Below are 20860 nucleotides of genomic sequence, written 5' to 3'. Positions count from 1 at the left end.
CACCGCCCGAACATATATTCTTGTTTTTATTGTTACTTATTTTAAAGATTTTATCAACCTTTGTTCTTAACGGCTTCTACCGTTTCAATCGCTGCTTGTAAGTCATCATACAAAACGTTTCCTACAACAACCGTATCAGCAAACTCGGCCATCTCACTTGCTTGTTCAGCAGATGTTATACCGCCTCCATAATAAAGAACCGTATTCTCTAATACACCCTTAACTTGTTTAACGATATTTACATCTCCATACGTTCCGCTGTATTCCAAATAAAAGATAGGAAGCTGAAACATTTTTTCAGCCAAGCGGGCATATGCTACAACATCATCTGCCGTTAGGTCAGCGTCTGCACTCGAGCGTTCGGCTGCCGTACAATCCTGGTTCAAGATACAGTAGCCTTCTGTAATGATCTCATCCCAGTTCATGATGTCACCGTATTCTTTTAGTGCTTGTGTATGCAGTCCTGTTATATAGTTAGCATCCTTCGCATTCAATACGGTAGGTATATAGTAAAAATCGAATCCTGGTGTGAGAGATTCAATGTTGGAAACTTCAAGCACACAAGGAACCGCATATCTGCGGATTCTTGACATAAGATCCAATGTGTTATCAAGCGTAACCCCTTCAGATCCGCCAACGATAACAGCATCCGTTCCGCTCTCACAAATCGATTCAAGGTCGCTGTCGCTGATCTCTTTATCTGGGTCAAGCTTAAACACATGCTTCCATTTTCGATAATCAAACATCGTGTTCTTCCTTTCATGTTGGCTCTGTTAAATGATATTGCGTAAGGGAATCTGCGGCACTCAGGCAAGAAAAACGGGCTGCCAAGACTCCTAAAGTAGAGGTACGAACGAGGAGGCTTGGCCGTTCGTCCGCGACAAGGGAGTAGGTTTCCGTTCTTCCTATGGAAAATCAAAAGTAACTATTAACAGAGCCTCCCTGTTAAAAACAACCCGTGCCTGCTATTTATAGAGGCCGATTCTGTACTTCTGCATTATAACAAAAATAAAGTTCTCACTCTATGATTCATCATGTGGAAAGATTGTGAAGTTCATACTGTTTTTTGGGAGGAATGCCTGTGCTTATGTGGCATATTGACGATGAAATCATGCTAAAACAAGCAGACGTAAAAGAATCGGATAACATTTATAGGCTGCTGGAGCATTCCCGGCAGCATCTTGGTCCTTGGATCAGCTGGGTAGATTACACACAGTCACATGGTGAAATGAAGCAGTTTATCAAAACGGTAAACAAAAAGATGAAAGAACAAACAGATGTGGTTCTCTTTATTTGGTATCGGGGACAAGTTGCAGGGTCAGTGGCTTTATATGATCTAAAATGGCACAATCAGTCAGGGATGCTCGGTTACTGGGTAGGTGCTGGATTTGAAGGGCATGGAATTGCTCAGCGTGCTGTTAGGAGTATGCTTATGTACGCGTATTACACACTTATGCTTAACCGTGTGGAGCTTCGTGCTGCGGTACAAAATGAAAAAAGCATCAAGCTCGCCCGCCGGCTCGGCTTTCAGGCAGAGGGCGTTGTCCGTCAGGGGGAATGGATTCGCGGTAACTGCCGCGACCAAGTCCAGATGAGCTTGATGAAGAATGAGTTTCAATAGATTAAACGGTTAAAAACGTACTAATTCAAGAAATTCGGGTATTAATCCGGCAAATTTTTGAGTTATTCCGGCGAGTTTTAGCTATAATCCGGCGAGTTTAGGCAATATATCGGCGAATCGACAAATTATGCCAATTTTAACTTAAGTGCACGCATCCGCGAATTCCGCCTGTAATCCCACAAATTTTTGGGTTAATTCCACAAGTTTTGGCTATATATCCACGAAATTGAGCCATATATCCACGAATTTGAGCCATATATTCACGAAATTGAGCCATATATCCACGAGTCTGCTAATTTCGACAAACGTCCACTTCGATTCAAACAAAAAAGCCCACCTCAATGGCAGGCTTATTTCGCTTCTTCCTCTTTATGAACACGGTCAAGGACCATCGCATAAGTATCGTTACCGAAGTTCAGGCAGCGTTTAACACGTGAGATCGTTGCTGTACTTGCACCTGTTTCGCTCTCGATCTTGTGATAGGTCTTCCCTTGACGAAGCATGCGGGCTACCTCGAGTCTTTGGGCGAGTGATTGGATCTCGTTCATTGTACAAAGATCATCGAAGAAACGATAGCATTCTTCCATATCTTTTAGCGAAAGAACAGATTCAAACAGCTGATCTAGCGCTTTTCCTCGTAGTTTATCAATTTGCATGAAACATGCACTCCTTTTTTATTGCATCTTAACCGTATTTGCCATACCAGTCGGTACGATGTTAATCCATGTTTTACCCGGAACAAAAGCCCCGCCGTCCGGAACAATTCTTCCGTTTTCGTTTTTCCAAGAAATGTTTTGCGCAACACCGTTCTGAATCAGAATAGCATCTCCGCCTGACGATAAGTTGATCTCACGTCTGCCAGCATCATCGATTACCCGGTGGGCTGCCTCAACTATGAATACATTGTTTACGGCGATTGGTGTTTCGGTCTCGCGATCTATGGTCGGTTCGTTGTTGCTGCTTCTAGCGTACGTCTTCTTTTTCTCAGAGTACGTAAATCCTACCGTTTCTCCGCCTTTATAAGAAATCGTTATATCTATTGCAGGTGTTCCCTCTATATCTGCAGCACTCTTCTTTGTAAGAAATGAAAGCATATCCAGATCACCTGAATCATCAGCACCGATTTTCTTCATCCCTTTTTCAATATTTTCATAGGTGATGTAAGAGTTGTGAGGCGCTTTTCTGAAATCAGCCCGCTTAAACAGGATGCCGTCATAGTCCATACCGTTTAGGTGATCAACAGTTCCCCCATAAAGAATCTCTTTTGCTTCCGGACTGAAGCCGTGTGCCACAAACAGAGAGTCGTAACCTTGTGAGAGCTCAATATAGTAGTCTCTTGCACTTCGAACAGGGCCTACTACTTCAGGCATCTCACTTTGAAAGATCGCCAGAAAACGAGTAAGTTCTCCCTCAGCCAATACTTCGTAGACAATATCAGCTTTATGAAGTCCTGATTGAGGTCTTGCATTCCAGTGATTGTTCACCATAACGGCAACCGCACGTTGGTCAGCCTTTTCATTCGTCCCCAAACCTGTCAGCGGATAGACAGCAGAAAAGCTGTCTTCTTTCTTATCCTTTTTAGAATCAGAAGCCTCAGCTTTGTCTACTTTACCGTCTTCTAAAACCTTATCTTTTGTGTCTTTGCATGCAGACAGCGTTAATACGGTGATGATTGCCATCATTATGATGTACCATTTTTTCATTGGGCTCACTACCTTTGTATCGTATTATTTTGCCCAATCCTTTTCTATATTAACGCATAATCGAAGGAAAGAGTAACCCTTTCTTTTTCACATCATAAATGCCTCTTTGCGTGATACGGATATATGGCAAGTGTGTAGAAGAAAAGAAGAGAAGAGAATAGATCGGATCTTCATATTGATAGCCGCGCTCTCTTAGTGCATTGGTCAGTTTTTTTTCTTCTTCTACTAGTTCTTCTATACTAAGATTCGACATTCCTCCCGCTAAAGGAAGTTTTATCTCAGCAACGATTTCACCTTTCTCAGCAAGGACAATGCCCCCGCCGATCTCTTTTAATCGTTCAAAAGCCGCAGCCATATCTCTTTTGCTTTTTCCGATAATAAAAAGATCTCCTGTGTTCGAATACGAGCTCGCAAAACCGTGCAGGTTCTTTGCGAAGCCTTTAACGATCGTGTTCGTTCTCCACTTTCCATCTTTGTCGATCAGCATTAAGAAACACTCATCCGATTCGTCGCTAATTTCTTCAGAAAAAGGATTGATCGATACATTATATGGCCGGGTGATGACACTATTGAACATTTCTATTCCAACAAGGCCAGAAAACTGAAAATCTTCGTCGTTCAGACTCCAGTTTATCTTTCTCTTTTGAATACCATGCCCTTCCCAATCAAAGGCAAAGTCTTTGTCTTCACTCGTATCTATACCATCACGTTTCATCCATTTTCCTTTTGCCAAGACAGAAACAGGCAGTGGCTGTTCTGGATTATCTAAAATATTTAAATGCGCTACACGGCCTGGTGCAACCATCCCAAAAAGGTGGTCCAACCCGTAATATCTTGCCACATTATACGATACCATCATATATGCATCGACAGGATCGATTCCTGATTCAAGAGCAATCTCCAACATTTTATCCGTAACACCCTCTTCATAAAACGCTGGAGTTGATCCGTCCGTTGTGAAAAAGATGCGTTCAAAGTTCGTGATACCTTCTTCTTTCATCTGCCGTAACAGCTTTGGCAGATCTGGCCGGATCGACGAATAACGAAGCGATACTTGAAGGCCTGCATTCAATCGGTCCATCACTTCTGTTCCAGTCATGGCTTCATGGTCGCAGTCCACCCCTAAAAGCGTCATCGCAGTTAACGTTTTCTCTGATGCTCCAGGCAGGTGCCCCTCGATTTTTTTACCTGCTTTCTTTGTCTTTAACATCCAATGTAATAGCGTATCATCGCCATGCAGAACACGCGGCCAGCTCGTAAGCTCCCCGCCTTGCAGCACATATGGGCTTTCGAGCAGCTGTCTTACCGATTTTTCGGAGAAACAATCTTCTTCCTCTAAAAGCTCTGTCTGTGCGTCATAACGGCACCACCAAAAGAAATTTGCAGGCAGTTCATTCACATCTTCCATAAAAGAAAGCGCTTTCGAAATATTCATTTCAAAAAGAAGCATGAAATTATCTGCTAAAAATACAGACGTTCCGCGCTGCAATGCATATCGGGAGAGCGACTGGGGATTATAAAGTTGAAATGGATGACAATGCGGTTCAATGTATCCCGGCACGACAAATTTGCCTTCCAGATCGGCAAATTCTGTTCCAGAATTCTTTGCTGGCAGCTTTTCACCCACATATATAATGCGGTCTTTCAGTATCCAGATATTCGCTGTTACCCATTTCTTCAGGGCTGTGTTTAAGTAAGTAGCATTTGTTAAGACAAGCGACGGTGCCAATTCACCCTGAATGACGGCCACTTGTTTGCGCATTTGTGCTTTTGTCCAAAACGCGATGTGTTGGTTCATGTTGGATCACCTATCTTCTCTGAAAATTTCGTTTTTTCAAGAATACCATATTCATCAAGTAAAATGGTGAAATTCGAAAGGAGTAGCTTTATGAGACAAAATATTGGTCTAGTTAATAGCATGATTCGTATTATTGCTGGGTTGACACTTCTATCTGTGTACACGGCAAAGCTAACAAGAAAGCCTTACAAAGAATCCTATATACTTATGATATTAATGGCTGCTATGAAGGTCGCTGAAGGAATCGTTCGCTATTGCCCTATGACAGACCTTCTTCACAAAAGTAAAGATATGAACGATATGGATCTAGGGAATATCGCAAAAGAAGGTTCGCCGTTCAATCCTTCTTAATCTGAAGATCACACATTATGCCAACTCATTCTATTTTAATAGGAGATCGGCCGCTTCTCAGCTTACTGTCCATCATTCAGCCGCCAAAGTTTTCACCAGCAGTTCACCAAACACAAAATCCGCATCTTCCCATCTAAACCCTATAAAATAAAGGCTGACTAAGCACCGGAACTTCTTAGGTCCAGTGTCAGTCAGCCTACCAAAAAACTATAAAAAGGAGGTTAGCAGCACCATGAGCTCAGAATACTTAATGGATACTGCTTTTCTTTATATTCTGTTGATCGGCAGCATTATCGCCATTTCATTTATTTTTATTAAGAAGAGACGTGCGAAATAGCTTTAAATCCTATATCCTTGCGGTAAAAAGAACCTTCGCACGTAATTTTTTGTAACTCATCGTAAACTAGTTTCTGGGCTTCACCAAGTGATTTTCCTTTGGAAGCGACTAACAGCACTCTTCCGCCATCAGTCTGTAAAGCATCCTCAGAGACTTTTGTGCCCGCATGAAATACGTTCGTTTCACTCAGTACGTTTTCAAGACCTGTAATTACACTAGGTTCAGAAGAAGAAACTGGATATCCTTTAGAAGCCAGTACAACACCAAGTACGGACTCTTCAGACCATAGAAGCTCTGGCTTATTACCGTCTAATAAGGATATGAGCAGGTCTGCTAGATCATTCTTCAGCCGCGGCAGTATTACCTGTGTTTCCGGATCTCCAAAGCGCGCATTAAACTCAATAACTTTTGGACCTTCTTTAGTCAGGATCAAACCTGCATACAGAATCCCTGTAAAAGGCGTTCCTTCTTGTTTCATCGCAGAAACCGTTGGGAGAACTATCTCTTGGATGGCTTTTTGAACAGCTTCATCTGGAATTTGGGGTACAGGTGAATATGCTCCCATACCTCCCGTGTTTGGGCCTTCATCACTATCATACGCACGCTTATGATCTTGAGCGATTTCCATCGGAAGTACGATTTCATCATGTACAAATGACATTAACGAAAACTCTTCTCCTTCTAAAAAGTCCTCAATCACTACTCTTTCACTTGCTTCACCAAATCGTTTGTCTACCATCAACTCGTACAAACCTTCTTCGGCTTCCTTTAAAGTTGTGGCTACAATAACTCCTTTACCAGCTGCAAGACCATCCGCCTTCAAAACGATCGGAGCACCTTTTTCTCTAACATATGCAAGAGCTCCGTCATAACTTGTGAATGTCTCCGATGCAGCAGTTGGAATACCGTACTTTTTCATTAAGTTTTTCGCAAACGATTTGCTGCCTTCAATCTGAGCTGCCTTTTGTGACGGACCAAAGATCAATAGACCTGCCTCTTTAAATCGGTCTACAATCCCTTGGAGTAAAGGAACCTCTGGACCAACAAATGTTAAAGCAATCTCTTTTGATTTTGCAAAATCTACAAGCTCATCGATATCGTTCTCTTTAATGGGCACACAAACCGCTTGTTCACTCATACCTGGATTTCCTGGTGCAGCAAACACTTTAGCAACACTTGGGCTGTTTGCAAACTTCCAAACAAGTGCATGTTCACGCCCACCTTTTCCGATTACAAGAACATTCATGAATGCTACCTCCTCTTTTAAAATGCTGAAACTGCCATTCAGACCGTTTCAGCTTTTTTCCGTCTGGTTATTATCTATAAGTATTGTCGCTTGGAGTTTCTCTTCATTGAAAAGTTGATTGGAGTGCAAGGTGCGAGACTCCTGGGGGATCAGCGGGACAGGTGAGACCCCGCCAGCGCAATTAGCTAGCTCACCTTACCCCTCCCGGAAAGCGAGCACCTGGAACGGAAATCAAACACTTCCAAGAACTTAAGATTTTACAAAAAAGCTTAATGTTTAAAGTGTCTTACCCCTGTAAACACCATCGTAATTCCGTGTTCATCTGCTTTTTTGATTGAATCTTCATCTTTAATCGATCCACCAGGCTGGATGATGGCTGTGACACCAGCACGGGCTGCCGCTTCAACCGTGTCATCCATCGGGAAGAACGCATCTGACCCTAGAGCAGAACCTTGTGCACGGTCACCAGCTTGTTCGATCGCAATCTTAGCAGCACCAACACGGTTCATCTGACCGGCACCAACCCCAACTGTCATTTCATCTTTCGCTAGTACGATCGCGTTTGATTTCACGTGTTTCACGACTTTCCAAGCAAGCTTCAGATCTTTCCATTCTTGTTCTGTAGGCTGACGTTTCGTAGGAATTGTCACGTTAGCATCATCTAACCCGAATGCATCCTCATCCTGAACAAGCATTCCGCCAGAAACGGTTGTGATTTTCTTCGCCATTCCTTTTTTACCTGTAAAATCAAGCTTCAACAGACGGATGTTTTTCTTCTTCGTTAAAATTTCTAATGCTTCCTCTGTATATGAAGGAGCAATGATGATTTCAAGGAAGATCTCGCTCATCTTATGAGCCGTCTCAGCGTCAACTTCTGCGTTAGCTGCAACGATGCCTCCAAAAATAGAGACCGGATCTGCTTCAAAAGCACGTGTATAGGCTTTAAAAATCGTCGCTCCAGTTCCAACTCCACATGGGTTCATATGCTTAACTGCTACCACTGCCGGGTCAACGAACTCTTTTACGATAGAAAGGGCAGCATCTGCATCATTGATATTGTTGTAGGAAAGGTCTTTTCCATGAAGCTGTTCTGCATCAGTCAAAGAAAGCGTGCTCTTGAGCGGTGCAGCATAAAAAGCTGCTTTTTGATGTGGGTTCTCCCCATAACGAAGATCTTGCTTCTTTTCATATGTTACCGTAAAAGATTCAGGGTGCTCTTCTTCAACAGCACTCGTTAAATATTCTGCGATCAACGCGTCATACGCTGCTGTATGACGGAACGTTTTCGCTGCAAGTCTGCGGCGGGTCTCTTCACTAACAGCTCCTGCACTTTCAAGTTCCGTAACAACTGTCTCATAATCTTTTGGATCTACAACAACGGTTACGTAGGCATGATTTTTCGCAGCAGAACGAAGCATGCTCGGTCCGCCAATATCAATGTTTTCAATCGCATCAAGGAATGTTGTATCCTCTTTTGCGATTGTTTCTTTGAACGGATACAGATTCACGACAACAAGGTCGATCGGAGAAATCTCATTTTCTTGCATTGCTTCTCTATGCTTTTCATTATCACGAACAGCTAGAAGACCTCCGTGGATTTTAGGATGAAGAGTTTTTACACGTCCATCCATGATCTCAGGAAATCCAGTCACTTCAGAGATGCCGATCACAGGGATACCTGCGTCCTCTAAAGCTTTTTTCGTTCCTCCGGTAGAGATGATCTCGACGCCATGACTAGCTAATTTTTCAGCGAAAGGAAGTAATCCTTCTTTGTTGGATACGGAAATGAGTGCTCGTTTGATGCTCATTGTACGATGCCTCCTACGATGTCTTTTTGTAATAGTTTGTTAATGATGGCTGGGTACAATTGGTGTTCGGCTTTCTGTATACGCTCCTGCAGCGTTTCTCTTGTATCTCCAGGCAACACCGGAATCTTCACTTGTTCGATGATCGGACCTGTGTCCATACCACTGTCTACATAATGAACCGTTACGCCCGTTTCACCAACATTAGCTTCCAACGCTTGGCCAACAGCATCTTTGCCAGGAAAAGCAGGCAGATAAGACGGGTGGATATTTACGATTCTTCCTTCGTATGATTGGAGGAGAACCTCACCGATCAATCTCATATATCCTGCAAGTACAATGAATTCAACGTTGTATGCATTTAACTCATTTACGATCTCTTTTTCAAAGTCAGCTTTTGCTCCAAAGGTTTTTGGCATAAACGTAAAGACGGGTATATTAAGCTTTTGTGCACGGTCCACCACTTTGGCCCCTGGCTTATCACACACTAAAAGCTGGATATCCGCTTCTAGCATTCCTGCTTCAATCGCATCTGCGATTGCTTGAAAGTTACTTCCGCTTCCAGAAGCAAATACAGCTATTCTTCTCATTCGATGCTTCCTCCGCCAAAGATAACGCCTTCTCCTTGTTTCACACGCCCGATGATATAAGGTTTTTCACCTGTCTCTTCTAGAAGGCGGATCACAGGCACCATATTTTCTTCTGAAACCGAGAGCACCATTCCAATTCCCATGTTAAACGTTGTGAACATCTCTTTACGTGTCAGGGTTCCTTTTTCCTCGATCAGATCAAAGATACGATGAACAGGCCATGAGCCATAATCAATTTCAGCCGCAAGACCTTCAGGAAGCATTCGAGGAATGTTCTCGATGAAACCACCGCCAGTAATGTGCGCCACTCCGTTCACCTTAAACTGGTTAAACACTTCTAGCATTGGTTTTACATAGATGCGGGTTGGCGTTAAAAGCTCTTCACCAAGAGGTCTTGAAAAACCATCTGGCTGTTCGTTCAAATCTAAGCCTGCATCTTCTAATAAGACCTTACGCACGAGCGAAAAGCCGTTTGAATGCAAACCGTTTGAAGCAAGTCCGATCAAGACGTCATTTTCACTGATAGAAGAACCGTTAATGAGCTTCGATTTCTCCGCAATCCCTACCGTAAACCCCGCCAGATCGTACTCCTCATTATCATACATGCCAGGCATCTCGGCAGTTTCCCCGCCGATGAGCGCGCAGCCTGCTTGCTCACAGCCATCAGCGATTCCTTTTACGATCTGCTCAATCTTTTCAGGGTGGAGTGTGCCGCAAGCAATATAGTCCAGGAAATAAAGCGGCTCCGCTCCTTGCGCTACGATGTCGTTCACGCACATAGCAACTGCATCAACACCAATCGTGTCATGCTTGTCAGCAGCAAATGCCAGCATCAGTTTTGTCCCTACTCCATCTGTTCCGGAAACGAGTACCGGCTCTTTATGCGAGAAGCCTGATAGATCAAACATAGCACCAAATCCACCTAGTCCTGCTAACACTTCCGGACGTTTTGTTCGTAAGGCATGCTTCTTGATACGATCTACCGCTTCATAACCTGCTTCGATGTTCACTCCTGCTTGCTTATATGCTTCTGCCATCGTCTTCTCCCCCTTTAAACAAGCTCTTTTTCATATGGTAAAACGGTATCCGGATAAATTTCAGTAGGATAGCGTCCTGTAAAACACGCTAAACATTGTCCGCAGTTTGGTTCAGCGTTTGAACGGCCAATTCCCTCCATCAGCCCTTCTACCGAAATAAATGCTAATGAATCAGCTCCAATAATGTCACGGATCTCATCAACGGAATACTTTGATGCAATTAGTTCTGCACGTTCTGACGTGTCAATTCCGTAGTAGCATGGATGAGCGATCGGCGGTGCTGTAATGCGAACGTGTACTTCAGTCGCACCCGCGGCACGCAGCATTTTTACGATACGGCGGCTCGTCGTCCCGCGTACGATCGAGTCATCCACCATAACCACACGCTTGCCTTCCACGATCGCTCTTACTGGTGAAAGCTTCATCTTTACACCCAGTTCACGAAGTTCTTGTGATGGCTGGATAAATGTACGGCCTACGTAACGGTTTTTGATCAGACCGATCTCATAAGGAATACCTGATGCTTCTGCATATCCGATCGCTGCAGATATGCTGGAATCAGGAACACCTGTTACAACGTCCGCTTCAATCGGTGCTTCTTCATACATCTTTTTCCCAAGGCTTTTACGTGCGGCGTGTACGTTGATTCCTTCAATGTTGCTGTCTGGTCTTGAGAAATATATATATTCCATCGAACACATAGAGCGTTGTACAGATGTCGAGAACGTATCAACTGTCAGTCCGTCTTCATTGATGATCAAAAGTTCTCCCGGCTGCACGTCACGCACGTATGTCGCGCCGACAACATCAAAAGCACACGTTTCTGAAGCAACTACATAAGCGTCTCCGAGCATGCCTAGTGATAATGGACGCAATCCGTTCGGATCGAGCGCCACCATCATTTCGTTCTCGGTCATTACTAAGAACGCGTATGCACCTTTAAGCATCGTTAATGCGTTTTTCACTTTTTCAGTTAGTGTAAAATAACCGCTGCGCTTGATCAGGTGAGCAAGTACTTCTGTATCAGATGTTGTCTGAAAGATGCTTCCCTGTGATTCCAACTGATGCTTTAACGCATTGGCATTTACCAGGTTTCCGTTATGCGCAAGAGCAAGAGAACTCGTTTGTGATCTGAACAATAAAGGCTGAACATTCGCAAGTTCATTGCCTCCTGCAGTGGAATACCGAACATGGCCAATTGCACCATGTCCGATCAATCCTTCTATTTCACCTTTGCTGAACACATCGTTTACAAGACCGCTTCCCTTATGTGTTCGTAAACGCTCACCGTCTGTTACGACGATTCCCGCTCCTTCTTGCCCGCGGTGCTGCAAGCTATGCAGACCGTAATACGTCAACTGTGCAGCGTCCGGATGTCCCCAGATGCCAAACACACCACACTCTTCATTTAAGCCTTTGATGTCAGCAAGCATGGAATAGCTCCTTTCCAGGCGTCTTGCATCTCCTGGAGCGTACAGGATAATAATTCTTCACCCTGTTCATTATCGATCGCAAGACCGCTCTCAGAACGTACAAAACCTATAATTTTCGCGTCTTTTACAAGCTGTTGGAACTCATCTTGATTTTCAGGTTTTACAGTGACTAAGAAACGGGATTGTGATTCTCCGAAAAGACTTCCGATCGGCTCGTCTGTTAATGTAACGCTTGCTCCCACTTTGCCGTCCATCACAGACTCGGCTAGTGCTACAGACAATCCGCCTTCTGCCACGTCATGTGCAGATGCGATAAGTCCTTTTTGGATAGCGGCTAAAAGCTCACGCTGTCTTGTTTCCTCCACTTCAAGATCGATGTGAGGCGCTTTCCCGAAGATGCGTCCTTCTTTCATCTTTTGAAGCTCACTTCCACCAAATTCAGCTTTGCTTTCACCGATCAGATAGATGATGTCGCCTGCTTGTTTAAAGTCTTGAGTCACAATATGTTTTGTATCTTCAATCAAACCAACCATACCGATAACTGGCGTTGGATAAACGGCTACTCCGTTTGTTTCGTTATAAAGAGATACGTTTCCGCCGATAACCGGTGTTGCAAGCTTGCTGCATGCTGCACTCATACCGTCAGCTGATTTTTCAAGCTGCCAGAAGATCTCAGGCTTTTCCGGGTTTCCGTAGTTCAGGCAGTCCGTAACAGCAAGTGGCTGTGCACCGGAACATACAAGATTACGAGCTGCCTCGGCAACAGCAATCATGCCGCCCACTTCAGGGTCTAAGTACAGATAGCGAGAATTACAATCTGTCGTCATGGCGAGTGCTTTCTTTGTCCCTCTGATTCTTACAACAGCAGCATCTGATCCAGGAGCTACAACCGTGTTTGTGCGAACCATATAGTCGTATTGGTTGTACACCCACTCTTTGCTCGCGATCGTCGGCTGCTCTAATAATGATAGCAACGTAGATTTGAAGCTAGTGATCTCAGGAATATAATCTTCTTGAGCTTGGAACTCGCCATAATAGGCTGGCTCTTTTGATGGCTTATGATAAACCGGTGCATCTTCTGCAAGTGCATCAACTGGTACTTCTGCAACGATATCACCTTGATGAGTAAGACGCAGCACTTGTTCTTCAATAACCGTTCCAACCGTTACACAATCGAGATCCCACTTTGCGAAGATCTTTTCTACCTCATGCTCACGGCCTTTTTCAACGACTAAAAGCATACGTTCCTGTGACTCAGAAAGCATCATTTCATAAGCTGTCATGCCTGTTTCACGCTGTGGAACAAGATCAAGGTTCATCTCGATTCCCATTCCAGCTTTACTTGCCATCTCAGCAGACGAACTTGTAAGACCCGCGGCACCCATATCCTGAATACCCACAAGAGCATCACAGTTTTGGATGAGCTCAAGACACGCTTCCATCAAAAGCTTTTCCATGAAAGGGTCGCCAACTTGAACAGCTGGTCGTTTTTCTTCTGATGCTTCTGAAAGCTCTTCGGATGCAAATGTTGCACCATGGATTCCGTCACGCCCTGTTTTCGCCCCAACATACATAACAGAGTTGCCAGCACCCTTTGCTTGACCCTTCTTAATATCTTTATGGTCGATCAAACCAACACACATTGCGTTTACAAGTGGATTGCCTTCATATGACGGATCGAATTGAACTTCTCCGCCAACCGTCGGAATACCTATACAGTTTCCGTAGCCAGCGATACCCGCTACAACCTGTTCAAATAAATACTTCACGCGAGGTGATTCTAATTCACCAAAACGAAGAGAGTTCAGCATCGCGATCGGACGTGCTCCCATCGAGAATACGTCACGGATGATTCCGCCAACACCAGTTGCGGCACCTTGGTATGGCTCGATCGCAGATGGATGGTTATGAGATTCGATCTTAAATACAACCGCTTGGCCGTCACCGATATCCACGATTCCAGCACCTTCACCAGGACCCTGAAGTACGCGCTCTCCCTTCGTCGGGAACTTGCTTAATACAGGTTTTGAATTTTTATATGAACAGTGCTCACTCCACATAACAGAGAATAGTCCTGTTTCCGTCCAGTTTGGAGATCTGCCAATGATCTTTTCTACGAGTTCAAACTCAGAATCACTTAAACCCATCTCACGGTATAATTTTTGTTCTTTAATTTGTGAACTTGTTGGCTCATGTTGCAGCGACATAGTGTTCCCTCCAGCTCTTCACAATAGATTGAAATAATTTAAGTCCATCTTTGCTTCCTAAAAGCTCATCAACCGCGCGTTCCGGGTGCGGCATCATACCTAGTACGTTGCCCTCTTTGTTCGTAATACCCGCAATATTTTCAACCGATCCATTCGGATTATTCGCATACGTAAAAACGATCTGATTGTTCGCTTTTAGTTCCTCTAAAGTCTCATCATCGCAATAGTAGTTGCCTTCACCGTGTGCAACAGGAACGGAGATCGCTTCACCCTTCTCGTATTGAGAAGTGAAGATCGTCGTTGCGTTCTCTACCACAAGCTCTTCCGGCTGGCAGATAAACTTCAATGACTCGTTGCGGCGCATAGCTCCAGGCAGAAGCCCTGTTTCTAGCAGAATCTGAAATCCGTTGCAAACACCTAGAACCGGCTTGCCTTCGCGAGCTGCTTTTACAACCTCCGTCATGACGTTAGAGAACTGTGCGATCGCGCCTGATCTTAAATAGTCTCCGTAAGAGAAACCGCCAGGCAGTAAAATACCGTCAAATTGGTTTAAGTCTGTTGCATCATGCCAAACGTACTCTACATCTGCACCGAGTTCGTCTTTTACAGCATGATACATGTCTGTGTCACAGTTTGACCCTGGAAAAACGATTACGGCGAACTTCACTGTGCGACAACCTCCTCCACCTCATACCGATAGTCTTCGATTACCGGATTGGATAAAAGTTTAGAACACATGTTAACGATTCTTTCATCTAGATCGTAGTCCCCTTTTTGAAGAGTTAACTCAAGATACTTACCAATACGTACATCTTCAACCTCAGACTGTCCCATTTTATGAAGCGAGCTCATTACCGCTTTACCTTGTGGATCTAATACACTCTCTCTTAACGTTACATACACTTTTACTTTGTACATGATAGGCCTCCTAGACGTTGTAGTATTTTTTCATAAGCATCTGTTAAACTTCCTAATTCACGGCGGAATACATCTTTATCAAGCTTCTCGTTTGTATCTGCATCCCATAGTCTGCATGTATCTGGTGAAATCTCGTCAGCCAGCAATAAGTTTCCGTTTGAGTCAGTTCCGAACTCCAGTTTGAAATCTACAAGCTTCACGTTTCGTTGAGCAAAATAGGATGTTAGAACTTCGTTGATCTGTAAAGCTTGGTCTGAAATCTTGCTGACCTGTTCTTTCGACGCCAAGTTCATGATGTCGATGTGCTCTTCTGTGATAAGCGGGTCTCCAAGATCATCATTTTTGAAATAAAACTCTAAGATTGTTCTTGGAAGGATCTGTCCCTCAGGAATACCGGTACGCTTTGAAAGTGAACCTGCTGCGATGTTGCGTACCACCACTTCTAAAGGAATGATGGTTACCTTCTTAACAAGCTGTTCTGTTTCTGAAACGCGTTTTACAAAGTGAGATTCAATACCTTTCTCATGAAGCAGTTCAAAAAGAATAGATGAAATCTCGTTGTTCAATCTGCCTTTTCCTTCGATCTCAGCTTTCTTTTCCCCGTTGAAAGCTGTCGCAGAATCTTTGTAGCTCACCCAAACAACCTCTTCATCGGTTGTACGGTAAATTCGTTTCGCTTTTCCTTCGTAAAGCTGCTCTAACTTCTCCATCATGACCCCTCCATTATGGGAAGATTCCCAATATTCAATCTTCTAAAAAAGGCAAAGAGAAAGAGAGCTCAAAACATCACTCTCTTTTTAGTTGAAGTCTTTCTAATAAATCCTTTTTAAAGCCCTAATCTGTCAAAGATCGTATCTACATGTGACAGATGGTAACTGTAATCAAAGCATTCAGAGATTTCTTCAGGTGTTAATTTTTCTGTGATTTTCGGTTCAGCCTCCACCAATGTTCTAAACTGAACGCCTTCTTCCCAAGCCTGCATCGCTTTAGGCTGGACCGTGTCATACGCCTCTTCACGTGCCATGCCTTTATCGATCAATTTAAGAAGTACGCGCTGTGAGTAGATCAAACCGTACGTACGGTCCATGTTGCGCTTCATGTTCTCTGGGAACACCGTTAAGTTCTTCACAATGTTGCCGAAACGGTTAAGCATGTAATTAAGTGCAATCGTTGCATCCGGCAGAATGACACGTTCTGCAGATGAATGCGAGATATCACGCTCATGCCATAGAGAGACGTTCTCGTAAGCTGTCATCATGTAGCCGCGGATCACACGAGCAAGCCCTGTCATGTTTTCAGATCCGATCGGATTACGCTTATGCGGCATGGCCGAAGATCCTTTTTGGCCTTTTGCAAAGAACTCTTCCACTTCACGCGTCTCACTCTTTTGGAGGCCGCGAACCTCTGTTGCAAACTTTTCAATGCTTGTCGCGATCAGCGCTAGCGTTGACATGTAGTGCGCGTGACGGTCACGCTGCAATGTTTGTGTTGAGATTGGAGCTGCTTCTAATCCAAGCTTTTCACACACATACTTTTCAACGAATGGATCGATGTTTGCGTAAGTTCCTACAGCACCAGATATTTTTCCGAAACGTACCGTGTCAGCTGCTTGTTTAAAGCGTTCTACGTTGCGCTTCATCTCTTCGTACCAAAGAGCAAGCTTTAGGCCGAACGTTGTAGGTTCAGCATGTACCCCGTGTGTACGTCCCATCATAACGGTATATTTATGTTCTTTCGCTTTCTCAGCTAAGATCTCAACAAATCGGTCTAAGTCTTTTGCTAGAATGTCGTTCGCTTGCTTAAGTAAGTAAGAAAGTGCTGTATCTACTACGTCTGTAGATGTTAGTCCGTAATGCACCCATTTGCGCTCTTCTCCAAGTGTTTCAGATACCGCTCGAGTAAAAGCAACAACATCATGACGTGTTTCTTCTTCGATCTCTAGAATACGGTTAATATCAAATGAAGCATTTTCACGAAGTTTTTTTACGTCTTCTTTCGGGATCTCACCTAGTTCCGCCCATGCTTCACATGCTAGAATCTCTACTTCAAGCCATGCCTGATATTTGTTTTCGTCCGTCCAAATCGCTCCCATTTCAGGGCGTTTATACCGTTCAATCATTGTTGTACCTCCATCTTGTTCTCACTTAAATATATAGCGCACACTTTTTCAGCCTTTTTAAGCGCCTCTTCAATCGTATCACCTAAAACCGTGATGTGCCCCATCTTACGTTTTTCTTTCGCTTCTTTCTTTCCGTACAAATGCAGTTTCGCTTCTCCTAGATTCTCTATTCTCTCTAATACCGTATCATGATGCTCACCTAGTAAGTTGATCATCACGGCTGGTTTGATCAGATCCGTGTTGCCAAGCGGCCAGTTGCAAACAGCGCGTACATGCTGATCGAACTGAGACGTCTCACACGCTTCGATCGTAAAGTGTCCTGAATTATGCGGACGCGGTGCCAGTTCGTTCACATAGACCTTTCCGTCTTCAGCAACGAACATCTCTACGGCAAGCGTTCCTACCAGGTCTAATTCAGCAGCTACCGAACGAGCAAGTCTCTTTGCTTTTTCAGCTGTTTCTTTTGAGATGCGGGCTGGTGCGATCGTTTGATGCAGAATATTGTCTTTGTGTATATTCTCTGCGATTGGAAACGATTTAACCTCACCGCTCACACTTCTTGTTAAAATCACCGAGATCTCTTTTTCGAACTTCACCCAAGCTTCCAGCACACAATCTGTCTCTTTTTCTAAAAGTGCTGCAGCGCTCTGGATGTCACTTTTCTGTTTGATCACAACCTGGCCTTTTCCGTCATATCCCCCTCGGCAGGTTTTGAGAACAGAAGGCAGTCCAAGCTCTTCGATACCTTGTTCTAGAGAAGGCAGATCCGTTACCGGTCTGTAAGGTGCTACAGGAGCACCCGCCTTAACAAGTGTCTCTTTTTCTATTAGACGGTGCTGTGTTACAGCTAAAAGTCGGCTTCCTTGAGGCAAGTTCGCATTTTCTTCCAGCCAGTTCGCACTTGCCGCATCTATATTTTCAAACTCGTACGTAACAACATCACTAAGTTCTGCAAGCTGCTGTATGCCTTTACGGTCTTCGTAGGGAGCAACGATCTGTTGATCTGCCACTTGCCCGCATGGAGAATCTTCACCCGGCTCTAACACAACTACTCTTAAGCCCATTTCTCTTGCACTTAATGCCATCATGCGGCCGAGCTGCCCGCCGCCTAATATTCCGATTGTTTGCTGTGGTCGAATGATTTTAAACAAGCTGCTCACTACTTTCAATCGCCGCTTCTTGTGCATGTGCCCGGCGTTGTTTTATACGCTGTCTTACACCTTCATCATGTACAGCTACCATCTGGGCTGCCAGGAGACCGGCATTTGCAGCTCCTGCTTTCCCGATTGCAACCGTTGCAACAGGAACACCTTTTGGCATCTGTACGATCGATAAAAGTGAGTCCATACCGTTAAGAGCTTTTGACTGAACAGGGACACCTATGACCGGAACAATCGTCTTTGCCGCAACCATTCCCGGCAGGTGAGCTGCTCCTCCTGCTCCAGCGATGATCACTTCGATTCCTCTCTGCTCCGCTTCTTCTGCATATTGAAACATGAGATCAGGTGTACGGTGTGCAGAAACTACTTTCTTCTCGTAAGCTACATCCAGTTCATCTAATATGTCACACGCTTCTTTCATTGTTTCCCAATCTGAAACACTTCCCATGATCACGCCTACTTTAGCCATGGCAGCCTCCTTAATTGTCAGAAAAAATAAAAAAGTCCAGTTTGTATGCTTCTCCCCAAAATGAGAGAAAGCAGCCAACTGGACGTAAGTACGTATCCGATAAATATACAGAAAGATGCTTTCCCTCATAGTCTGATGAAATATTCGGTCATCAGGTAGAGACTTACGGGCCATATCCCCGAAATTATATGAGGGCTTTATTCTTCTGGTTTTATTGTAGCAATTGATGTTTTGCTTTGTCAACAAAAATCGAACATTAAGTTGTATAAAATAGTTAATGTTCGTGTTTTGGGTCTATTTTTGTAATTTTCCTTCAAATACAATTCGTTGTTCTTTTACTTCTGGTTCCATTCTGCCATTGCGTTTCACCTCATGAAACACAGGCTCTTCCATCCTTCTTACAGGTGTGTAACCCTCTTTTGCCATACGATCCAGGCAATCAGAGAGGGTTTCGCCTGCCTCAACAACAAACTTCTTTTTAGAAGGTTTCTTGTCCATTCGTTACCTCCTGATACTCTTAACCCAAAATCCGCCATGAAACGTTTTTGGTTCATGCGAGATAATAAACGCCTTTGGATCCAAATCTTTTACTGTGTTATACAGGTTCACTTCTGATTTACGAGACGTTAAGATCTCCATCATAAGGCGCTGCCCTTCACGGCCTTCTGCAAGCCAGTTCGTAACACCATACCCCTTGTTGCGAAGTTCATTCGGCAGACCTCCTTCTAGATCCGTCGTAATCACGTTAACAGTAGTATATCCAAGCGCAAGCTTTTCCTCAATCTTCATTCCTACAAGAACACCGATCCCATATCCGACTGCATATGCGATCAAGTTCTGGATCTCATTTAAGTTATCTAAAACAAGCCCAAGACCAACAACATAAATAATAACCTCGAACACGCTAATAAAAGCAGCCAGGTACCGTTGGCCTTTAAGCGTCAGGATCATCCTGATCGTAAAAAAGGATACATATACAATATTGATTAACAATATAATTCCAACCATGACTAACGCATTATCTAACATGACGGCAAGCCTCCCCAGGTGAAAAATACTTTGTTAAGAATAACACTTTTTGGACAAGTTGGAAACTGGAGAATAGAAGCAAAAACAGTTGGGGAGTTTGATACGGATTGTTATTAGAAATCTGGCGGATGCCAAACAACCTTTTTTATTCAGTTGTAAAGTTTGGCGAATTGCCAAGCTGTCCCTTATTAGATCTAAATTGAGGCTTGGCTTACGGCCAAGCTACCATACTTAACGATTTGATTTGTTGAAATTCGGGAAAGAGCAAGCTTGTAGGTTGGAGAATGTGTAGTAATTGGGTAATTGAACGAAGGCGCATAAATTATTTTGAGGACTCATAAATCTCTTTGAAGACTTTTAATTTTTTTTGAGGACTCATAAATTTCGTTGAAGACTCATAAAAGGAAATTTTGATAATAAGAGGAATCCGCACTTACGGTAAAACATTAATTTTAAGTGGTTATTGTTAATCTGGATGGGATGGCTGGAATAGAATTAAGTCATTTTCGCTTATAAATAAGTCTAATTTTAAATTATATGCCTTTTTACTACTTAATTAAGCAAAAATGCATTAAATTTAGTTTTTAAGCTGTTTTCGTAAACTATGTTGTTATTTAACCCAAAGGAAGAAGTGGCTGGACTTCAACTCCAGGATGCTCGCTTTCCGCGGGGCGTGGGGTAAGCTTCCTCGGCACCCTGCGCTGTGGGGTCTTACCTGTCACGCTGCTCCTGCAGGAGTCTCGCACCTTCTGCTCCAATCAACTACTTTATCAACATTAAAAAATAAAAAAAAGATGGAACGAACATTACGTTCGTCCCACCTTCTTTGCCTAGCGACGTCCTACTCTTACAGGGGGAGACCCCCAACTACCATCGGCGCTGAAGAGCTTAACTTCCGTGTTCGGTATGGGAACGGGTGTGACCTCTTCGCCATCATCACTAGACCTAACCATGACTTTCACCATGATTTATATTAAGTTAGAGAGTATGTTCTCTCAAAACTAGATACGACGTTTCCAAACGTTTATGCATTGTAA

The 20860-nt window shown here is 43.7% G+C and carries 21 protein-coding genes, 1 rRNA gene and 1 riboswitch; of the genes, 3 read left to right on the top strand and 19 right to left on the bottom strand.

The annotated features are described in order from the left end of the window. Positions 1-53 precede the first annotated feature (53 nt). Complete coding sequence (pcrB, locus tag IEV52_RS18260; protein WP_188404021.1) at positions 54-746, bottom strand: heptaprenylglyceryl phosphate synthase; 693 nt, start codon at positions 744-746, stop codon at positions 54-56. A 341-nt stretch (positions 747-1087) separates the two neighbouring features. Here pcrB and IEV52_RS18255 point away from each other — a divergent pair, with 341 nt between their 5' ends. After that, positions 1088-1621, top strand: coding sequence for a GNAT family N-acetyltransferase (locus IEV52_RS18255; RefSeq protein WP_188404229.1), 534 nt, complete (start codon positions 1088-1090; stop codon positions 1619-1621). A 350-nt stretch (positions 1622-1971) separates the two neighbouring features. Here IEV52_RS18255 and IEV52_RS18250 read toward each other — a convergent pair whose 3' ends face one another. Genes IEV52_RS18250 through IEV52_RS18240 form a run of 3 tightly spaced genes read right to left on the bottom strand, consistent with a single transcriptional unit; the run spans position 1972 to position 5122 of the window. Then, on the bottom strand, positions 1972-2277 hold the full coding sequence (locus IEV52_RS18250; protein ID WP_188404020.1) for a YerC/YecD family TrpR-related protein: 306 nt from the start codon (positions 2275-2277) through the stop codon (positions 1972-1974). Between the two features lie 18 nt (positions 2278-2295). Next, positions 2296-3324, bottom strand: a complete 1029-nt coding sequence (locus tag IEV52_RS18245; protein WP_188404019.1) for a DUF3048 domain-containing protein — start codon at positions 3322-3324, stop codon at positions 2296-2298. 49 nt (positions 3325-3373) lie between these two features. Further along, on the bottom strand, positions 3374-5122 hold the full coding sequence (locus IEV52_RS18240) for an adenine deaminase C-terminal domain-containing protein (RefSeq protein WP_188404018.1): 1749 nt from the start codon (positions 5120-5122) through the stop codon (positions 3374-3376). A 90-nt stretch (positions 5123-5212) separates the two neighbouring features. On the opposite strand from IEV52_RS18240, the gene IEV52_RS18235 reads away from it, so the two are divergent. Together IEV52_RS18235 and IEV52_RS22830 are read left to right on the top strand one after the other, a co-directional pair. Next, positions 5213-5473: a YgaP family membrane protein gene (locus tag IEV52_RS18235; protein WP_188404017.1), complete on the top strand. Its 261-nt coding sequence runs from the start codon at positions 5213-5215 to the stop codon at positions 5471-5473. A gap of 232 nt (positions 5474-5705) precedes the next feature. Continuing rightward, entirely contained in the window at positions 5706-5810 is a 105-nt protein-coding gene (locus IEV52_RS22830) for an EYxxD motif small membrane protein (protein ID WP_338083021.1), read from the top strand. On the opposite strand, the gene purD is transcribed toward IEV52_RS22830, so the two are convergent. From purD to rrf, 15 genes are all read right to left on the bottom strand, one after another. Continuing rightward, positions 5788-7056, bottom strand: coding sequence for a phosphoribosylamine--glycine ligase (gene purD, locus IEV52_RS18230; RefSeq protein WP_188404016.1), 1269 nt, complete (start codon positions 7054-7056; stop codon positions 5788-5790). The two genes, IEV52_RS22830 and purD, sit on opposite strands and share 23 nt — an antisense overlap. A gap of 269 nt (positions 7057-7325) precedes the next feature. Then, positions 7326-8864 carry a bifunctional phosphoribosylaminoimidazolecarboxamide formyltransferase/IMP cyclohydrolase gene (gene purH / locus IEV52_RS18225; RefSeq protein WP_188404015.1) on the bottom strand — a complete coding sequence of 513 codons (1539 nt, stop codon included), beginning with the start codon at positions 8862-8864 and terminating at the stop codon, positions 7326-7328. After that, entirely contained in the window at positions 8861-9451 is a 591-nt protein-coding gene (purN, locus tag IEV52_RS18220) for a phosphoribosylglycinamide formyltransferase (RefSeq protein WP_188404014.1), read from the bottom strand. Before purN ends, purH begins: the two co-directional genes overlap by 4 nt. Continuing rightward, the gene (gene purM, locus IEV52_RS18215) at positions 9448-10488 is read right to left on the bottom strand and encodes a phosphoribosylformylglycinamidine cyclo-ligase (RefSeq protein WP_188404013.1); all 1041 of its coding nucleotides are present in this window, start codon (positions 10486-10488) and stop codon (positions 9448-9450) included. Before purM ends, purN begins: the two co-directional genes overlap by 4 nt. Before the next feature lie 14 nt (positions 10489-10502). Then, positions 10503-11921: an amidophosphoribosyltransferase gene (gene purF / locus IEV52_RS18210; RefSeq protein WP_188404012.1), complete on the bottom strand. Its 1419-nt coding sequence runs from the start codon at positions 11919-11921 to the stop codon at positions 10503-10505. Beyond that, the gene (gene purL / locus IEV52_RS18205; RefSeq protein ID WP_188404011.1) at positions 11897-14128 is read right to left on the bottom strand and encodes a phosphoribosylformylglycinamidine synthase subunit PurL; all 2232 of its coding nucleotides are present in this window, start codon (positions 14126-14128) and stop codon (positions 11897-11899) included. Before purL ends, purF begins: the two co-directional genes overlap by 25 nt. Then, positions 14112-14795: a phosphoribosylformylglycinamidine synthase subunit PurQ gene (purQ, locus tag IEV52_RS18200; RefSeq protein ID WP_188404010.1), complete on the bottom strand. Its 684-nt coding sequence runs from the start codon at positions 14793-14795 to the stop codon at positions 14112-14114. The genes purL and purQ overlap by 17 nt, the downstream gene beginning before the upstream one ends. After that, positions 14792-15046 (bottom strand): phosphoribosylformylglycinamidine synthase subunit PurS, encoded by a 255-nt coding sequence (gene purS / locus IEV52_RS18195; RefSeq protein ID WP_188404009.1) that lies wholly within the window; start codon positions 15044-15046, stop codon positions 14792-14794. Before purS ends, purQ begins: the two co-directional genes overlap by 4 nt. Further along, positions 15034-15756 (bottom strand): phosphoribosylaminoimidazolesuccinocarboxamide synthase, encoded by a 723-nt coding sequence (purC, locus tag IEV52_RS18190; protein ID WP_188404008.1) that lies wholly within the window; start codon positions 15754-15756, stop codon positions 15034-15036. The genes purS and purC overlap by 13 nt, the downstream gene beginning before the upstream one ends. Before the next feature lie 116 nt (positions 15757-15872). Then, positions 15873-17165 carry an adenylosuccinate lyase gene (purB, locus tag IEV52_RS18185; RefSeq protein WP_188404007.1) on the bottom strand — a complete coding sequence of 431 codons (1293 nt, stop codon included), beginning with the start codon at positions 17163-17165 and terminating at the stop codon, positions 15873-15875. Next, positions 17162-18325: a 5-(carboxyamino)imidazole ribonucleotide synthase gene (purK, locus tag IEV52_RS18180; RefSeq protein ID WP_338083022.1), complete on the bottom strand. Its 1164-nt coding sequence runs from the start codon at positions 18323-18325 to the stop codon at positions 17162-17164. The genes purB and purK overlap by 4 nt, the downstream gene beginning before the upstream one ends. Beyond that, entirely contained in the window at positions 18309-18794 is a 486-nt protein-coding gene (gene purE / locus IEV52_RS18175) for a 5-(carboxyamino)imidazole ribonucleotide mutase (RefSeq protein ID WP_188404005.1), read from the bottom strand. Before purE ends, purK begins: the two co-directional genes overlap by 17 nt. 108 nt (positions 18795-18902) lie before the next feature. Continuing rightward, positions 18903-19006, bottom strand: a riboswitch (purine riboswitch). 82 nt (positions 19007-19088) lie between these two features. Continuing rightward, positions 19089-19292: an NETI motif-containing protein gene (locus IEV52_RS18170; RefSeq protein ID WP_188404004.1), complete on the bottom strand. Its 204-nt coding sequence runs from the start codon at positions 19290-19292 to the stop codon at positions 19089-19091. 3 nt (positions 19293-19295) lie between these two features. Continuing rightward, positions 19296-19823: a DUF2179 domain-containing protein gene (locus tag IEV52_RS18165; protein ID WP_188404003.1), complete on the bottom strand. Its 528-nt coding sequence runs from the start codon at positions 19821-19823 to the stop codon at positions 19296-19298. Positions 19824-20651: 828 nt separating this feature from the next. Continuing rightward, a 5S ribosomal RNA gene (rrf, locus tag IEV52_RS18160) occupies positions 20652-20767 on the bottom strand. Between the last annotated feature and the right edge of the window lie 93 nt (positions 20768-20860).

Origin of the sequence: Fictibacillus barbaricus, from assembly GCF_014635025.1 — a bacterium.
Lineage (GTDB): Bacteria > Bacillota > Bacilli > Bacillales > Fictibacillaceae > Fictibacillus > Fictibacillus barbaricus.
Note: the sequence above shows the minus strand (reverse complement) of the source record. Positions and strands in the feature narration are given on the sequence as shown.

Excerpts from the sequence above, each read along its gene's own strand:
- pcrB (WP_188404021.1), bottom strand. The coding sequence starts at position 746 with ATGTTTGATTATCGAAAATGGAAGCATGTGTTTAAGCTTGACCCAGAT.
- IEV52_RS18255 (WP_188404229.1), top strand. The coding sequence starts at position 1,088 with ATGTGGCATATTGACGATGAAATCATGCTAAAACAAGCAGACGTAAAA.
- IEV52_RS18250 (WP_188404020.1), bottom strand. The coding sequence starts at position 2,277 with ATGCAAATTGATAAACTACGAGGAAAAGCGCTAGATCAGCTGTTTGAA.
- IEV52_RS18245 (WP_188404019.1), bottom strand. The coding sequence starts at position 3,324 with ATGAAAAAATGGTACATCATAATGATGGCAATCATCACCGTATTAACG.
- IEV52_RS18240 (WP_188404018.1), bottom strand. The coding sequence starts at position 5,122 with ATGAACCAACACATCGCGTTTTGGACAAAAGCACAAATGCGCAAACAA.
- IEV52_RS18235 (WP_188404017.1), top strand. The coding sequence starts at position 5,213 with ATGAGACAAAATATTGGTCTAGTTAATAGCATGATTCGTATTATTGCT.
- IEV52_RS22830 (WP_338083021.1), top strand. The coding sequence starts at position 5,706 with ATGAGCTCAGAATACTTAATGGATACTGCTTTTCTTTATATTCTGTTG.
- purD (WP_188404016.1), bottom strand. The coding sequence starts at position 7,056 with ATGAATGTTCTTGTAATCGGAAAAGGTGGGCGTGAACATGCACTTGTT.
- purH (WP_188404015.1), bottom strand. The coding sequence starts at position 8,864 with ATGAGCATCAAACGAGCACTCATTTCCGTATCCAACAAAGAAGGATTA.
- purN (WP_188404014.1), bottom strand. The coding sequence starts at position 9,451 with ATGAGAAGAATAGCTGTATTTGCTTCTGGAAGCGGAAGTAACTTTCAA.
- purM (WP_188404013.1), bottom strand. The coding sequence starts at position 10,488 with ATGGCAGAAGCATATAAGCAAGCAGGAGTGAACATCGAAGCAGGTTAT.
- purF (WP_188404012.1), bottom strand. The coding sequence starts at position 11,921 with ATGCTTGCTGACATCAAAGGCTTAAATGAAGAGTGTGGTGTGTTTGGC.
- purL (WP_188404011.1), bottom strand. The coding sequence starts at position 14,128 with ATGTCGCTGCAACATGAGCCAACAAGTTCACAAATTAAAGAACAAAAA.
- purS (WP_188404009.1), bottom strand. The coding sequence starts at position 15,046 with ATGTACAAAGTAAAAGTGTATGTAACGTTAAGAGAGAGTGTATTAGAT.
- purC (WP_188404008.1), bottom strand. The coding sequence starts at position 15,756 with ATGGAGAAGTTAGAGCAGCTTTACGAAGGAAAAGCGAAACGAATTTAC.
- purB (WP_188404007.1), bottom strand. The coding sequence starts at position 17,165 with ATGATTGAACGGTATAAACGCCCTGAAATGGGAGCGATTTGGACGGAC.
- purE (WP_188404005.1), bottom strand. The coding sequence starts at position 18,794 with ATGGCTAAAGTAGGCGTGATCATGGGAAGTGTTTCAGATTGGGAAACA.
- IEV52_RS18170 (WP_188404004.1), bottom strand. The coding sequence starts at position 19,292 with ATGGACAAGAAACCTTCTAAAAAGAAGTTTGTTGTTGAGGCAGGCGAA.
- IEV52_RS18165 (WP_188404003.1), bottom strand. The coding sequence starts at position 19,823 with ATGTTAGATAATGCGTTAGTCATGGTTGGAATTATATTGTTAATCAAT.